The 15,057-nt window shown below is 63.4% G+C and carries 13 protein-coding genes; 10 read left to right on the top strand and 3 right to left on the bottom strand.

Annotated features, from left to right (window positions below):
* Positions 1 to 6: 6 nt before the first annotated feature.
* The gene (locus tag ABIB90_RS12215) at positions 7 to 396 is read right to left on the bottom strand and encodes a DUF1330 domain-containing protein (RefSeq protein ID WP_007596202.1); all 390 of its coding nucleotides are present in this window, start codon (positions 394 to 396) and stop codon (positions 7 to 9) included.
* 105 nt (positions 397 to 501) lie between these two features.
* On the opposite strand from ABIB90_RS12215, the gene ABIB90_RS12210 reads away from it, so the two are divergent.
* The gene (locus ABIB90_RS12210) at positions 502 to 1,437 is read left to right on the top strand and encodes a DMT family transporter (protein ID WP_354200729.1); all 936 of its coding nucleotides are present in this window, start codon (positions 502 to 504) and stop codon (positions 1,435 to 1,437) included.
* 97 nt (positions 1,438 to 1,534) lie between these two features.
* Positions 1,535 to 2,512: a Bug family tripartite tricarboxylate transporter substrate binding protein gene (locus ABIB90_RS12205; protein ID WP_354160071.1), complete on the top strand. Its 978-nt coding sequence runs from the start codon at positions 1,535 to 1,537 to the stop codon at positions 2,510 to 2,512.
* Between the two features lie 120 nt (positions 2,513 to 2,632).
* On the opposite strand, the gene ABIB90_RS12200 is transcribed toward ABIB90_RS12205, so the two are convergent.
* A complete protein-coding gene (locus ABIB90_RS12200) occupies positions 2,633 to 4,318 on the bottom strand; it encodes a methyl-accepting chemotaxis protein (protein WP_354200728.1) in 1,686 nt (561 codons plus the stop codon).
* A gap of 251 nt (positions 4,319 to 4,569) precedes the next feature.
* On the opposite strand from ABIB90_RS12200, the gene ABIB90_RS12195 reads away from it, so the two are divergent.
* The 8 genes from ABIB90_RS12195 (at position 4,570) to ABIB90_RS12160 (ending at position 13,098) form a co-directional block, all read left to right on the top strand.
* Positions 4,570 to 5,613 carry a C-terminal binding protein gene (locus tag ABIB90_RS12195; protein WP_354160067.1) on the top strand — a complete coding sequence of 348 codons (1,044 nt, stop codon included), beginning with the start codon at positions 4,570 to 4,572 and terminating at the stop codon, positions 5,611 to 5,613.
* 87 nt (positions 5,614 to 5,700) lie between these two features.
* Positions 5,701 to 7,044, top strand: coding sequence for an ABC transporter substrate-binding protein (locus ABIB90_RS12190; RefSeq protein ID WP_354160065.1), 1,344 nt, complete (start codon positions 5,701 to 5,703; stop codon positions 7,042 to 7,044).
* A 140-nt stretch (positions 7,045 to 7,184) separates the two neighbouring features.
* Positions 7,185 to 8,141 carry a carbohydrate ABC transporter permease gene (locus tag ABIB90_RS12185; protein WP_007596214.1) on the top strand — a complete coding sequence of 319 codons (957 nt, stop codon included), beginning with the start codon at positions 7,185 to 7,187 and terminating at the stop codon, positions 8,139 to 8,141.
* On the top strand, positions 8,134 to 9,033 hold the full coding sequence (locus tag ABIB90_RS12180) for a carbohydrate ABC transporter permease (RefSeq protein ID WP_219681670.1): 900 nt from the start codon (positions 8,134 to 8,136) through the stop codon (positions 9,031 to 9,033). Before ABIB90_RS12185 ends, ABIB90_RS12180 begins: the two co-directional genes overlap by 8 nt.
* Before the next feature lie 133 nt (positions 9,034 to 9,166).
* Complete coding sequence (locus tag ABIB90_RS12175; RefSeq protein ID WP_354200727.1) at positions 9,167 to 10,135, top strand: MBL fold metallo-hydrolase; 969 nt, start codon at positions 9,167 to 9,169, stop codon at positions 10,133 to 10,135.
* Positions 10,136 to 10,185: 50 nt separating this feature from the next.
* Positions 10,186 to 11,190: an alpha/beta fold hydrolase gene (locus ABIB90_RS12170; RefSeq protein ID WP_354200726.1), complete on the top strand. Its 1,005-nt coding sequence runs from the start codon at positions 10,186 to 10,188 to the stop codon at positions 11,188 to 11,190.
* 21 nt (positions 11,191 to 11,211) lie between these two features.
* Positions 11,212 to 11,658 (top strand): DUF6130 family protein, encoded by a 447-nt coding sequence (locus ABIB90_RS12165; protein WP_354200725.1) that lies wholly within the window; start codon positions 11,212 to 11,214, stop codon positions 11,656 to 11,658.
* 84 nt (positions 11,659 to 11,742) lie between these two features.
* Complete coding sequence (locus ABIB90_RS12160) at positions 11,743 to 13,098, top strand: esterase-like activity of phytase family protein (RefSeq protein ID WP_354200724.1); 1,356 nt, start codon at positions 11,743 to 11,745, stop codon at positions 13,096 to 13,098.
* 172 nt (positions 13,099 to 13,270) lie between these two features.
* Here the strand turns inward: ABIB90_RS12160 and ABIB90_RS12155 are convergent, their stop codons facing one another.
* Entirely contained in the window at positions 13,271 to 14,950 is a 1,680-nt protein-coding gene (locus tag ABIB90_RS12155; protein ID WP_354200722.1) for a mucoidy inhibitor MuiA family protein, read from the bottom strand.
* Between the last annotated feature and the right edge of the window lie 107 nt (positions 14,951 to 15,057).

Genomic DNA, 15,057 nt, shown 5'->3' with positions numbered 1-15,057 from the left:
CCAAGGCTACTTCACCTTGAACTTGCTGTACGCTTCGCTGGTCGCAATGATGACGTGCTCGGCGCAGGCGTTGACGCGGTGCGGATCGGCCTCGGTCTCGTAGGCCTCCGACGTCATCATGTCGATGAAAGCCGCAACCGTGGGATAATAGACCAGCGCCGCGAAATCCCAGTCGTTGCCCTGCTGCGGGCCGAGCGCGACCGCCTTGGCGTCGCCGGTCCAGAGCAGCGTGCCGCCGCGCGCCTTGATCATCGGCACTGTGACCGCACTGTAGCGCAAATAGGCGTCCCAGCCGGAACCGTCGCCGTCGCCCGAGCGCGCGTGGAAGCGCATCAGGTTCAACATCACCACCGGTGCATGCCGATCGAGCCGATCCAGGCCGTCGATGTTCAACATATTAACCGCCAATGCCGCCTCCTCTGGTCATGCCTGCATTGTAGCATTGCGACCGCGTGACTTGTGTCACGACGTAAATCCGGCGCAAGCTCGCGTCGAACGCCAATGACGATCGCTTCGCCCGCGCCACCCGCCTCCAATCCGGCCAGCTGGCTCAACAACCAGCCTTATCTGCTGCTCAGCCTGAGCTCGCTGTTCTGGGCCGGCAACATCGTGCTCGCGCGCCACGTCGGCGCGCATGTGCCGCCGCTGACGGTGACCACGATCCGCTGGTTTGGCGTGTTCCTGATCCTGCTGCCGTTCGCCTGGCCGCATCTGAAGCGCGACTGGCCGAACTTGCGCAAGAGCCTGCCGCTGATGCTGCTCCTGTCGCTGGTGGGCTTTGCCTTCAACAACGCGATCTCGTACTGGGCGATGCAGTACACGGAGGCGCTGAACGCGCTGCTGATCCAGTCGGCCGGACCGCTGTTCGTGGCGCTGTGGTCGCTGGTGCTGTTCGGCGTGCGGCTGACCGGTGCGCAGCTCGCCGGCATCGCGATCTCGCTTCTCGGCGTGCTGATCATCATCCTGCGCGGCGATCTCGCCGCGCTCGCGAGTATCAGCTTCAACAGGGGCGACATCATGTTCGCCTCCTCGCTGGTGGCGTTCGGGATCTACTCTGCCTTCATCCCGCGGCGACCGAAGATCCACCAACTCTCATTTCTCTCCTTCACTACCTGCTGCGGCGCGACGATGCTGCTGCCGACCGCGATCTGGGAAGCCTGGAGCGGCCGCGTTCTGCAACTCGACGGGGTGACGCTGGCGACGCTGGGCTACATCCTGATTTTTCCCTCGACGCTGGCCTATCTGTTCTTCAACCGGGGCGTGGCGCTGATCGGCCCGAACCGCGCCGCGCCGTTCTTCCATCTGGTGCCGGTGTTCGGTTCGGCGATGGCGATCCTGCTGCTCGGCGAAAAGATCCAGCCGTTCCACCTGATCGGCTACCTGCTGGTGCTCGCCGGCGTCGTGATCGCCTCGCGCCAAGGGTCTGCGGTGAAGTAATTCCGCACCGCGAGACGAGGCGACAAACTCGCGTCTTCCGATTTCGACGAGGAGACGCTAGGTTCCCCGCCAACGAAAAAAGAGGGAACGACCAGACATGCTTTCAGCGTTGATCCGAAACCTGCGTGCCATCGGCACGGCCGCCCTTTGTCTCGCTGGCGCATCCGCTGCGCAGGCCGACAATTATCCGAGCCGCAACATCACGCTGGTGCTGCCGTTCGCGGCCGGCAGCGGCACCGACACCACGACGCGGCTGATCTCGCAGCATTTGTCGCAGGCGCTCGGCGTCGGCATCGTCATCGAGAACAAGGCGGGCGCCAACGGCATGATCGCCGCCACCTATGTCGCGCGCGCCGCGCCCGACGGCTACACGCTGCTGGTGACCACCAACACCACGCATTCGGCCAATCCCTATCTGCTCAAAAGCCTGACCTACGATCCGGTCAAGGACTTCACCCCGATCGCGCGCACCGGCGACCTGCCCTTCATGCTGGTGATCCACCCGGAGGTGCCGGCCAAGACGGTCGGCGAGCTCATCGCCTACGGCAAGGCCAATCCGGGCAAGCTGAGCTACGCCTCGGGCTCGTCCTCGGCGATCGTGTCGGGCGCGACCTTTGCGCACAATGCCGGGCTCGACCTCCTGCACGTGCCCTACAAGAGCTCGCCGCCGGCGCTCAACGACGTCATGGGCGGACGCGTCTCGATGATGTTCGTGGACATCCTGACCGGCCTGCCGCATGTCCAGGGCAACGCGCTACGCGCCCTCGCCGTCACGACAAAGGACCGCTCGTCGCTGGTGCCGAACCTGCCCTCGATGCAGGAGGCCGGCGTGCCGGACTTCGACATCTCGTCGTGGCAGGGCTATTTCGGCCCCGCCGGCATGCCCAAGGAGATCGTGACGCGACTCAACGCCGAGATCCGGAAGATCGTCGAGAAGCCGGAGATCAAGGCCCAGCTCGCCACCCTCGGCATGGACGCGTTTTCAGGCACGCCGGAACAGCTCGGCACGTTCGTGAACGAACAGCTCGTGTTGTGGGAGAAGCTGATCCGCGAGGCGGGAATCGAGAAGCAGTAGGGCGGTCTCGTAGGGTGGGCAAAGCGAAGCGTGCCCACCGAGAAGTTACCGCGAACTCAAAAAGAAAAGGTGGGCACGACGCCTCGCGTCTTTGCCCACCCTACGAATTCAGTGCAAGCCTTACGCCGCGCGCACCTTGGCGAGGAAGCCGTCGACTGCGCTGCGCAGCGCGCCCGACTGGCTGTCGAGCTCGCGGGCGTTGGTGAGCACGTCGCTTGCCGCCGTGCCGGTCGCTTCCGCGGCCGAGGTGACGCTGCCGATATTGGCGTTGATCTCGTTCGATCCGGCCGCGACCGACTGGATGTTGCGGGCGATTTCGCGGGTCGCCTCGCCCTGCTGCTCGATCGACGCGGAAATGCCCGCGGTGATCTCGCTCATCTCGGCGATGGTCTGGGTGATGCCGCCGATGGCGGCGACCGCATCGCTGGTCGAAGTCTGCATCGCCGCGACCTGGGCGGAGATTTCCTCGGTCGCCTTGGCGGTCTGGTTGGCGAGGGCCTTGACCTCGGAAGCGACGACGGCGAAGCCGCGGCCGGACTCACCGGCACGCGCCGCCTCGATGGTGGCGTTGAGGGCGAGCAGATTGGTCTGCGCCGCGATCGAGTGGATCAGCTTGACCACCTCGCCGATCTTCTCGGCGCCGGTGGAGAGTTCCTGCACCGTGGCATTGGTGCGCTCGGCGTCGTTGACGGCGCGGCTCGCCACTTCGGTCGAGCGGGTGACCTGGCGCGAGATTTCCGCAACCGAGCTCGACAGCTCTTCGGCAGCCGCGGCGACCGTGCCGACATTGCCCGACGCTCTCTGCGAGGCCGCGCCGACGGTCGCCGCACGCGAAGAGGCGTCGCTGGCGGTCGCGGTCATCGATTGCGCAGTGGCTTGCATGCCCGTCGCGGCCGAGGAGACGGAGCGGACGATGCCGTTGACGCTGCGTTCGAAATCGCTGGCGATACCCTCCATCGCGCTGCGACGTTCCGCCGCGACACGATCCTTGGCATCGGCTTCGGTTTTCTCGAGGTCGCGAATGCGCAGTGCGTTGTCCTTGAAGATCTGGACGGTCGACGCCATTGCGCCGACCTCGTCGCCGCGGCCGACGCCGGGAATGTCGCCCTCGAGCTTGCCCTCGGCGAGATCCTTCATGCGGGCGCCGAGCAGCGCCAAGGGACGGGTGATGCTGCGGCCAAGCCCCCAAGCGACGCTGCCCGCGACGACCACGATGCCGAGCATGGCAAGCCCGAGCAGCCAGTAGATCGGGACCATCTTGGCGTCGATATCGTCGAGATAGCCGCCGGTGCCGAGATACATGTCGAAGCCGGGTACCGCCACCGCATAGCCGATCTTGCGGATCGGCGTTTCCTGGCCCGGCTTCATGAACTCGTAGAAGAGCAGCAGTTCGCCGTTGGCCTTGACGCCATCCATCCATTCCTTGGAAAGATTGCGACCGTTGGTCAGATTGCTCATGCGGTTCAGGCCGACCTGCTTGGGGTCGGGCGCAAGCTGCGTGATGCCGTCATACGAAGTGCCGAAGAGGTAGCCCGCGCCCTTGTCGTAGGTCATCGCGTTGCCGAGCAGACGAAACTCGGCCATCGCCGCGTCCTTCGTCATCTCGCCGGCATCGACTCGTTTCTTGAGAGCGAGGGCCATGTTGCGGGCAACCTCGACGATGGCCTTAGTCTGCTCGACGCGTGCATTCACCATCTCGCGCTTCATCAGATAGCCTGCGAGAAATCCGGAGATGCACAGGCCGAACAAGGTGACGCCGACGAGAATGCCGAGCTTGGGGGCGATCTTCAGATTGCTCAATTTCACGGGATGGCTCCGGCAACAAAAGGACAAGGACGCACGAGCGAATCGATCGCAATTGAAACAACTTTTAGTGGCGACCCCTTAGCAACCTGTTACGGAGCGCCCCGTAAAGGCACGGAGGAAACGTCGGGGCCGTCGCACAATCGCCGCCACGGCAACCGCCGATTGTACGCAACCGCCCCGATTTCGCGTAAAAGACGCAAAGACTCGCGCAAAGTCCGGGTCACAACAAGAAACCAAATCGGGAGCAGGAAATGCCGAAATACAGGGTGGTGACGCCGAAGGGCGCGAGCTTCACGGTCGCGAGCAGCGATTATTCCTACGAGCGTGAGGCGCTCGATCCGATCGACGCCGAGATCGTCGAGGCGCCGGCCGACGAGGCCGGGTTCATCGCCGCCGCGAAGACAGCGGACGCCATCTACGCCAAGGGTATCCCGATCACCAGGACCATCATCGACGCGCTGGAGACCTGCAAGGTCATTACGCTCGGCTCGGTCGGCGTCGATAGCGTCGACATCAAGGCCGCGACCGCGCGCGGCATTCCCGTCACCAACATCCCCGACACCTTCATCGAGGAGGTCGCCGACCACGCCATGATGCTGCTGCTCGCGGGCTTCCGGCGGGTGGTCGAGCAGGACCGGATGGTGCGCAGCGGCCGCTGGGCCGAGGGCCGGCCGGCGTTGTCGAAGATTCCACGGCTGATGGGCCAGACGCTCGGCTTCATCTCGTTCGGCCGCGTCGCGCGTGCAGTTGCGAAGCGCGCAGCTCCCTTCGGCCTGCGGATGATGGCCTACGATCCCTTCATCCAGGAAACGCTGATGTCCGACCACGGCGTGATTCCGGCGACGCTGAACGAGGTGTTGTCGCAATCCGACTTCGTCTCGATGCACGCGCCCGCCCGACCCGAGGTGCATCACATGCTCACCGAGAAGCACTTCCGGCAGATGAAGAAGGGCTCGGTCTTCATCAACACGGGCCGCGGCGCCACCGTGGACGAGGAAGGCTTGATCAAGGCGCTTCAGGAGGGCTGGATTGCCCATGCCGCCCTCGACGTGCTGGAGAAGGAGCCGCCCTCGCACAACAACCCCATCCTCGGCATGGAGAATGTGACCCTGACCGCCCACGTCGCCTCCGCCTCGGCACGGTTCGACGAGGCGCGCAAGCGCCGGGTGGGCTACGAATTGTCACTGGTGCTTCAGGGCATGTGGCCGGTAAGCTGCGTCAATCCGTCGGTGCTGCAAGACACCGCGCTCCGCCGCTGGCAACCTGTCAGCATGGACCGCGGCCCGAACAGCTAGGCGGGCGGCCGCGAAGGCGCGCCGGCAACCGGAAAGACCCTTCACCGGCGATCAACGCCGGGAAGGGAAAAACATAGGGAGGAACCGATGAGGAACGACATCACACGTCGTGATGCCTTGGCGCTGGGCCTGTCCGCTGCGACAATCGCGGCAACCGGTGCTCCGGCGAATGCCCAATCCACGATCAAGGCCGCGGACGTCCCCGCACCGAAACTGCCGATCGAGAAAGGCGCATCCCTGCGCATGCTGCGACCGGTACGTTTCGTCCAGGCCGACGAGGATGTGTTCCGCGCCAATGCGGCGAAATTCACCAAGGAGACCGGCGTCGAGGTCAAGGTCGATTTCGTCGGCTGGGAGGACATCAACCAGCAAACCGCGGTGACCTCGAATTCCGGCGCCGGTCCCGACATCATCATCGGCTTCTCCGACGCACCGCACATTTACGTCGACAAGCTGATCGAGCTGACCGATGTGGCCGACTACCTCGGCAAACGGTACGGCGGCTGGCTGCCGCTGGCGCAGCGCTACGGCAAGAAGAACAAGAGCCCCATTTGGATCGGGCTGCCGTTCGGAGCCACCGCGGGTCCCGTGATCTATCGCAAGTCGATCCTGCAATCGGTCGGCTTCGACAAGGTGCCAGAAGACCATGCCGGAATCCTCGACCTGTGCCAGAAGCTCCAGAAGGCCGGCAAGCCGGCGGGCTTCGCCCTCGGCAATGCCAAGGGGGACGGCAACGGATTCGCAAGCTGGGCGCTATGGTCGCACAACGCGGCCCTGCTGGACGAAGAGGGCAACGTCATCATCAACAGCAAGGAGACGATCGCCGCGCTGAACTGGGTCAAGCAGCTCTACCCGACCTTCATCGCCGGCACGACGTCCTGGAATGACGTCAGCAACAATCGCGCCTACGCCGCACAGGAGATCGCGCTGACCGCCAACGGCGTCTCGCTCTATTTTTCGCTGAAGAACGATCCGGCGACCAAGGCGATCGCCGACGACAGCGAGCATCAGTTGCTGCCGAAGGGCTTGGCCAAGGTGTCGCCGATGGCGGGCCTGACGCTGAACGCCATGGTGTTCAAGCACAGCCAGTATCCCAACGCCGCAAAGGCCTTCCTGCAATACATGCTGGAAAAGGACCAATACGAGCCTTGGCTCAACGCCAACTCCGGTTACTGGTCCCAGCCGCTCGCGGCCTATGCCGAAGCGGCCGTGTGGTCGCAGGACCCGAAGGTGAAGCTGTTCAAGGACACGATGAACAGCACTTATTACGACGGTTACGCGGGCCCGATCTCGACTGCGACCGGTGCCGTGAGCGCCGACTACGTGCTGATTCAGATGTTCGCGTCCGTCGCGACCGGCGCTGCCACGCCGGAAGCCGCGGCCGCGGAAGCCGAGCAGCGCTGCAAGCGGTACTTCCGGCGGCAGAAGTAACGCTGGACGATAAAGCGACCGTCATTGCGAGGAGCGAAGCGACGAAGCAATCCAGACTGTAACTGCGGAGACAGACTGGATTGCTTCGCTTCGCTCGCAATGACGGATGTGGTGACAGCCTAAAACAGGACGCCTGACCGATGTCCGTGACCACCCTCTCCTCCCCCGTACTCGCACGACGGCAGCCCTCCTGGCTGGTGCGCCTGTTCGACTACAAGCCCTTCCTGATCGTGATGTGCCTCGCACCCGCGATCGGGCTCCTTACGGTGTTCCTGACCTATCCGCTCGGCCTCGGCATCTGGCTCGCCTTCACCGACACCACGATCGGCAGAAAAGGCGTCTTCGTGGGCTTCGAGAATTTCCAGTATCTGCTCACCGATTCCCTGTGGTGGAACGCGGTGTTCTACAGCGTGGTCTACACGGGGATCGCGACCTTCGGGAAGTTCGCGCTGGGCTTCTGGCTCGCGCTGCTGCTCAACAACCATTTTCCGTTCAAGAGCCTGTTGCGTGCGATCATCCTGATGCCCTGGATCGTGCCGACGGTGCTCTCGGCGCTGGCGTTCTGGTGGATCTACGATCCGCAATTCTCGATCATCTCCTACCTTCTGGTCGATGTGCTGCATTGGCGCACGAGCAATATCGACTTCCTCGGCTCGCCCTGGCCGGCGCGCTTCTCGCTAATCGCCGCCAACATCTGGCGCGGCATTCCCTTCGTTGCGATCTCGCTGCTGGCGGGCCTGCAGACCATTTCGCCCTCGCTCTACGAGGCGGCGATGCTGGATGGCGCCAGCGCCTGGCAGCGCTTCCGCTACATCACCTTCCCGATGATGATGCCGATCCTCGCCATCGTCATGACCTTCTCGATCATCTTCACCTTCACCGACTTCCAGCTGGTCTACGCCATTACCCGTGGCGGCCCCGGCAACTCGACCCATCTGCTCGCCACGCTTGCCTTCCAGCGCGGCATTGCCGGCGGCGAGCTCGGCGAGGGCGCGGCGATCGCGGTGTCGATGATCCCGTTCCTGGTGTTCGCGACGCTGTTCTCTTATTTCGGCCTGGCGCGCCGCAAATGGCAGCAAGGAGAGAGCAATGACTGATACAGTGGCGCAACCGGCCGTCGCCGACGCGAAGGCTGTGCCGGACACCATGGCCTGGGATTCCGGGCTGCGGCGACTGATGATGATCTATCTGCCGCTCGGCTGCTTCGTGCTGATCCTGCTGTTTCCGTTCTACTGGATGGCGATCACGTCGTTCAAGCCGAACGCCGAGCTGATGAACTACCGGGAGCACAACCCGTTCTGGATCTCCTCGCCGACGCTGGCCCACATCAAGCACCTGTTGTTCGACACCGCCTATCCGCGCTGGCTGTGGACGACGATGCTGGTCGCGATCGGCGCGACCACGCTGTCGCTGATCGCGAGCACGCTTGCCGCCTATGCGATCGAACGCTTGCGCTTCCGCGGCAGCCCCTATGTGGGGCTGGGCATCTATCTCGCCTATCTCGTGCCTCCATCGATCCTGTTCATTCCGCTCGCAACCGTGGTCGTGCAGTTCGGCCTGTTCGACAGCCCGCTTGCCCTGATCCTGGTCTATCCGACCTTCCTGGTGCCGTTCTGCACCTGGCTCCTGATCGGCTATTTCAAGTCGATCCCCTACGAACTCGAGGAATGCGCGCTGGTGGATGGCGCCACACGGCTCCAGATCCTGCGCCGGATCACGCTACCGCTGGCGGTGCCCGGCCTGATCTCGGCCGGCATCTTCTCCTTCACGCTGTCCTGGAACGAGTTCATCTACGCACTCGCCTTCATCCAGAGCGGCGCCAACAAGACGGTGCCGGTCGCGATCCTGACCGAGCTCGTCACCGGCGACGTCTACCAGTGGGGCGCGCTGATGGCGGGCTCACTGCTCGGCTCGCTGCCGGTTGCGATCTTCTACTCGCTCTTCGTCGATTACTACGTGTCGTCGCTGACCGGCGCGGTAAAGGAGTAACTCGCGGCTGAGCGCAAGCGCAGTCGATCGTGCTATCGTGATAGACTGCTTGCTGCATTGGCCCCACGCTCCATCGTGACAGCGGGGTCGATCATTGGCGCCGTCGATTGTCGCTCGAGAAAGCGAAAATTGCATGCGTTCGCCAAAGCTCCCGTCGTTATCCCGACGCGGTTTCTGCCTGTGTTGCGTCGGCGCCGCAGCGTCCGCCGCTTCGGGATGGCTTAGCCCGAGGCAAGCCTACGCAGAAGCGCGAGGCATCGTCAGCCTGATCAAGGACAGTGCTGCGGTATCGTCGATTGTCACGCACAAGCTCCGAAACAACATCACCGTGCTGGAAGGCTCCGGCGGCAACATTGCCGTGCTGACCGGGCCCGACGGCAAAGTCCTGATCGATGCGGGCATCCGCGTCTCACGTCCACAACTCACCAAAGCGCTGGCTGATCTCGGCGCCGATCCCGTCACCCATCTCGTCAACACCCACTGGCATTTCGATCATGCCGATGGCAACGAATGGCTGCATGCAGCCGGCGCCAAGATCATTGCGCAGGAAAACACCCGCAAACACCTTGCCGAAGTGCAGCGGGTCGAGGACTGGGACTACAATTTCCTTCCGCTCGGCGCGGGCGGAATCCCCAGCGAAGTCTTTGCCGACAGCCGCGAGCTTAAGCTCAACGGAACCTCGATCGGCCTGAAGTATTACGGGCCCGCACACACCGACAGCGACATCTCCGTCACCTTCGCAGAAGCCAATATCATTCATGTCGCCGACATGTTCTGGAACGGCATCTATCCGTTCATCGACTATTCGACCGGTGGCAGCATCGACGGGATGATCGCTGCATGCGACGCCAATCTCGCGGCGATGGACAAGGACACGATCGTCATCGCCGGGCATGGCAAGCCGGTGGGCAACAAGGCCGAATTCCAGGCCTTTCGCGACATGCTCGTCGGGATCCGCGACAACGTCGCGCGCCTCAAGAAGGAGGGACGAACGCGGGATGAAACCGTTGCGGCGAAGCCGACCGCGGCGTTCGACGCGATATGGGGGCAATTCGTGATCGATCCCGGCTTCTTCACCCGGCTGGTCTATCAGGGCGTTTGAAAAATCCCTCTCGGCCGTCGACGAACTCATCGTATTGAAAGGACATTGACATGAAAATCGTAGAGACCACATCCAAGCCATCGCTCCTCGATCGTCGCCGTCTCGTTCTTGGGTTGTCCGGAGCGGCTGTCGCAGTTGCTTCCACGGCGGCATCCGCGAAGCCGGAGCGCGACGAACACACCGCCGGCGCCTATCCGGTCACCTATCACCGAACCAAGACCGTCGACGGGATCAAGATCTTCTATCGCGAGGCGGGTCCAAAGGACGCGCCGGTCGTGCTGTTGCTGCATGGCTTCCCGACCTCCTCGCACATGTTCCGCAACCTGATCCCGGCACTGGCCGACAGGTACCACGTGATCGCTCCCGACTATCCCGGCTACGGCCAGAGCGAGATGCCACCGCGTGCGACATTCAAGTACACGTTCGACCGTTTCGGCGAGCTTGTCGGCGGCCTGCTCGACCAGCTCGGCGTCACCCGCTACGCGATGTATGTCATGGATTACGGTGCTCCCGTGGGCTGGCGCCTGGCGCTCAAGAATCCAGAGCGCATCAGCGGCCTGATCGTGCAGAACGGCAACGCCTATGATGAAGGGCTGAAGGAGTTCTGGAATCCAATCAAGCAATACTGGGCCGACGGATCCGATGCCAGCCGGCAGGCATTGATGAAGCTGGTGACGCTGGAAACGACGAAATTCCAGTACACCGACGGCATGTCCGACGTCAGCCGGATTTCACCCGACAACTGGGTGCAGGATCAGGCGCTGCTCGACCGTCCCGGCAACAGCGAAATCCAGATGGACCTGTTCTACGATTATCGGACCAATTTGCCGCTGTATCCCGCGGTGCAGGCCTACTTCCGCAAGCACAAGCCGCCGACCCTGATCGTCTGGGGCAAGAACGATTTCATCTTCCCGGCCGATGGCGCCCATCCCTACAAACGCGACCTGCCCCAGGTGGAGTTTCACCTCATCAATACCGGCCATTTCGCGCTCGAGGACAAGTTCGACGAAATGGTCCCATTGATCCGCAACTTCCTCTCCCGCAAGATCGCCTGATCAGTCCGGAAGGAAACGGACATGTATGCCGCTCTCGACTGCATAGCCGTTCTGGCGGCCTCCACCTTGTTCGCAGCAGCCGCCGTCGCCCAAACCGCCAGAGACGTGCGCGGCCCGTCGCCGCTGGTCGCGATCGAAAACGAGGCGCCTGCGCGGCTGATCGTCGATCCGCCGCTCGCCGAGCAGTTGGCGCAGGGTCTTGTCTTCATTCAGTACACCACGGAGAATCTCCGCGTCGTGCCGGTGTTTGGCAAGGGCGCGCTCGACGTATCGCCGCGCATCGGCCACGTCCATATCACGGTCGACGACGCCCCGTGGCATTTTGTCGATGCCAGTGGCGAGACCGTGATCGTGGTCGGACTGAAGCCAGGACCCCACAAGGTCCTGTTGGAGCTGGCAGATCCGACGCACCACGTCATCGACAGCAAGACCGTCAGCTTTGAGATTCCAACACCGCTAAAAAAATGACCGTCGGCCGCGGCGTTTGGCTCGGCTTCACAAAACTGCAATGCGCGGTCCGCATAAGACGGCCTCCGTTAACAGGAGACGCACATGCGCGCGACTTTTCTTGGCACCGTCGCAACGATCATTCTCACCGCGAGCTCCGCGCTCGCGCAGAGCGAAGGCGAATTCCCCGCCAAGCTCGCCGGCCACGTCGTGATGCCGGCCGCCACGTTCATCGACGCGCCGACTGATGCGCCCGCCGATCTCAAGACCTCCGGCAAATACACCACCGGAAAGCGCGTCGACGCGCTCGGCACGGTGATGGGCAAGTCCTATGAGCGGGCGACCGGCTTGTCGCTGCCGTTCAAGGGCCAGCCGCTGCAAGGCCATTCCGGCATCAAGTCGATGGGCGACGGCACCTTCTGGGTCATCACCGACAACGGCATGGGCGCGCGCGCCAATTCGCCGGATTCCATGCTGTACCTCAACCGCTACAAGATGGATTGGGCCGGTGGCAAGATCGAGCGGCTGGAGACCGTGTTCCTGCACGATCCCGACAGACGCGTGCCGTTCCGCATCGTGCATGAAGACACCGAGAGGCGCTATCTCACCGGCTCCGACTTCGACACCGAAGGCTTTCAGATCATCGGCGACACCTTCTGGATCGGCGACGAGTTCGGCCCCTACATCCTGAAGGCCGACAAGACCGGCAAGATTCTCGGGCTGTTCGAGACGGTCGCCGACGGCAAGCCGGTGCGCTCGCCGGATCATTGGGCGGTGGCGACCCCGGGCGCGCCGGGCGCGACCTACAGCAACGTCAACCTGCGACGCTCCAAAGGTTATGAGGGCTTCGCCGCCTCGAAGGACGGCAAATTCCTCTACGGCCTGCTCGAGGGGCCGCTGTGGGACGCCGACAAGAAGGACTGGGAGAAGGTCGACGGCAAGGAAGCCTCGCGCATCCTCGAATTCGACGTCGCCGCGGAAAAGTTCACTGGCCGCTACTGGCAGTATGTCTTCGAGCAGAACGGCAATGCCATCGGCGACTTCAACATGATCGACCCGGCGAGCGGTCTGATCATCGAGCGCGACAACGGCGAAGGCACGCCCGACAAGGCCTGCCCGCAAGGCACCCGCGGCGAGAACTGCTTCCCCGACGTCGCCAAGTTCAAGCGCGTCTACAAGATCGAGCTCACCGACGCCAATGTCGGCAAGCCCGTGCGCAAGATCGGCTACATCGACCTCCTGAAGATCAGGGATCCCGACAACAAGGCCAGGAAGCCGCTCAATGGCGGCGTCTACACCTTCCCGTTCTTCACCATCGAGAACGTCGATCGTGTCGACGAAACCCACATCATCGTCGGCAACGACAACAATCTGCCGTTCTCGTCCAGCCGCGATCCCAACAAGGCCGACGACGACGAGTTCATGCTGCTCGATGTCGCAGATTTCCTGAAGGCGAAGTAAGCTGACGCTCTTTCAACACGGTCATCGCCCGGCTTGACCGGGCGATCCAGTAATCCGCGGCGCCGGCGATTGAATCGTGACGCCGCGGCGTACTGGATGCCCCGCCTTCGCGGGGCATGACAGGGAGTGAGCGAGCGCGAGCTAAGACAGCATCGCACTTCGGCGCCGCCCATCAACCCGCCGGCACGATCACCATGCTCTTGTCCTTCGGCCAGCGAATGCGCCAGGCGAAATTGATGTCCTTGACCTCACCGGGCTTGGCGTCGAACGACCATTCCAGCACGCCGCGCCGGTCGCGAATGTTGCTTGCGGTCGGCGGCGTGGTCGCAGGCAACATCTCGACGAGGATGTCCTCGTTCTCGCTGACCGGCAACTGATCCTCGATCGCGACCTTGATCGGGAAGTCGTGACCATTGCGGATTGTGGTCTTGAACGAACGCTCGTCGGTCTTCGAGGTCGTGACCAGGAGACCGGCCGAACCTTCGTTGCGCTTGAGCACCGCGCGCTCGATCCTGACCTTGTCGTCGGCGCCGAAGCCGAGCCGCACGATATCGTCCTTGGCCGAAGCCGAGAGCTTGCCGCGGCCGACGAAGGTTCCATCGCGATAGATTGCGACCTTGCCTGGCAACAGGCTCGTGTCGTCGGCCTGCTTGAAGCTGGCTTCGAGGAAGGCGGTGGGATCCATCACCGGAGCCGCGCGCACCATGAGATCGGCGGGCACGGTCATCGAGGCGATGCGCAGGCTCTTGGCGCCCTCGGCGGCCCCGAGGCTGACGCGGCCGGGAATTTTGTAGGTGGCCTGGAAGTCGCCGATCTCGGCGACCGCCTGCTGTTCTTCGGCGCGTTCGGCAATATCTTCCCTGGATCGGCTGGCATAAGCCGGAGCTTCCATCTTACGCTGCATTGGCGCCGCCGCAGGCATTGCCGAATCCGAAAGCGAACCCAGCGCCCGCGGCTTCGGCACTTGCGGATACTGCGCGACCAGCGAATTCAGCTCCGGCGCGCTGCCGCCGCGGCCGATGCGGACCGTGGAGACGCCGAGCGTGACGTTGGACCAGTCCTCGCCGGTCGATTGCGTGACTTCGGCACGGCGAACCAATTCGAGCTGCGGCTTGCGATCCTTCGCGCCGGTGTCGAGGCGGGCGTCGTAGAGCGGCAGCCAGCGCGCATTGCGCACGTTGTAGGTGACCCTCAACGTCGCCTTGGTTGCTGCCGGCACGGCGATGTCCATGCGGACTTCGAGCTTGCTCGGCGGCTTGGCCTTGCGCTCGATTTCGAGCTGGCCGATCTGCCGATCGATCTCGCGCATCTTGCGCGTGGCGTCGCGAACGGCGGTATCGGCGCTCGCAATTTCCTCGCCGACGGTGGCAAAGGCCGTGCGCCATTCGGCAATCGGCCGCGCCTCGCCCTTGTCGCCGATGCCGGCGGGCGATGCTTCCGCAAAATGCTCCGCGAATTTGCGCCGCGCATTGGCCGAGTCGATCGCGCCTTGCAGGTCGGCGCGCTGGTCATTCAGCGCCTCGATGCGTTTGTCCAGCTCCGGCAGATTGACCGGCGCCGCACGCGGCGTTCGCGCATCGATCGTGCCGATGGTGAGCTTCGCTCCCCCCTCACCCTCCACCCGGATCGAGGAGGTGTCGAGACCAAGCGGGAAGTCCTTGGCAATGAGCGTCGAGTCACCAGACGGCAGGTCCACCGCGATGACGCGGGTGACGGTCGCGCCATCAGGGTAAACCGTGACGGTATTGATGGCCGATGTGGCGTCCAATTCGGCGGCCCATGACGACGACGCGAAGGCCGTGGTCACCAGAACCAGGCTCGTCGTTGCCAAACATCTTGCGGTGATGCGCATCAAGTCCCTCCTCCAAGTCATCGCCGCCGCCAGCCGGACGCGCGATCCAATGCCTCGCCAACATGGTTGGACGCGGCAGGGAAGGAACTGGTTCGATTGAGGTTTCC

This window comes from Bradyrhizobium sp. JR4.1 (assembly GCF_040548605.1).
Classification (GTDB): Bacteria; Pseudomonadota; Alphaproteobacteria; order Rhizobiales; family Xanthobacteraceae; genus Bradyrhizobium; species Bradyrhizobium canariense.
This window is presented reverse-complemented; position numbering and strand designations above follow the sequence as displayed.

Coding starts and splice junctions, on each gene's coding strand:
- ABIB90_RS12195 (WP_354160067.1), top strand. CDS start 4,570: ATGCCGAAATACAGGGTGGTGACGCCGAAGGGCGCGAGCTTCACGGTC.
- ABIB90_RS12180 (WP_219681670.1), top strand. CDS start 8,134: ATGACTGATACAGTGGCGCAACCGGCCGTCGCCGACGCGAAGGCTGTG.
- ABIB90_RS12160 (WP_354200724.1), top strand. CDS start 11,743: ATGCGCGCGACTTTTCTTGGCACCGTCGCAACGATCATTCTCACCGCG.
- ABIB90_RS12205 (WP_354160071.1), top strand. CDS start 1,535: ATGCTTTCAGCGTTGATCCGAAACCTGCGTGCCATCGGCACGGCCGCC.
- ABIB90_RS12190 (WP_354160065.1), top strand. CDS start 5,701: ATGAGGAACGACATCACACGTCGTGATGCCTTGGCGCTGGGCCTGTCC.
- ABIB90_RS12175 (WP_354200727.1), top strand. CDS start 9,167: ATGCGTTCGCCAAAGCTCCCGTCGTTATCCCGACGCGGTTTCTGCCTG.
- ABIB90_RS12185 (WP_007596214.1), top strand. CDS start 7,185: ATGTCCGTGACCACCCTCTCCTCCCCCGTACTCGCACGACGGCAGCCC.
- ABIB90_RS12210 (WP_354200729.1), top strand. CDS start 502: ATGACGATCGCTTCGCCCGCGCCACCCGCCTCCAATCCGGCCAGCTGG.
- ABIB90_RS12155 (WP_354200722.1), bottom strand. CDS start 14,950: ATGCGCATCACCGCAAGATGTTTGGCAACGACGAGCCTGGTTCTGGTG.
- ABIB90_RS12215 (WP_007596202.1), bottom strand. CDS start 396: ATGTTGAACATCGACGGCCTGGATCGGCTCGATCGGCATGCACCGGTG.
- ABIB90_RS12165 (WP_354200725.1), top strand. CDS start 11,212: ATGTATGCCGCTCTCGACTGCATAGCCGTTCTGGCGGCCTCCACCTTG.
- ABIB90_RS12170 (WP_354200726.1), top strand. CDS start 10,186: ATGAAAATCGTAGAGACCACATCCAAGCCATCGCTCCTCGATCGTCGC.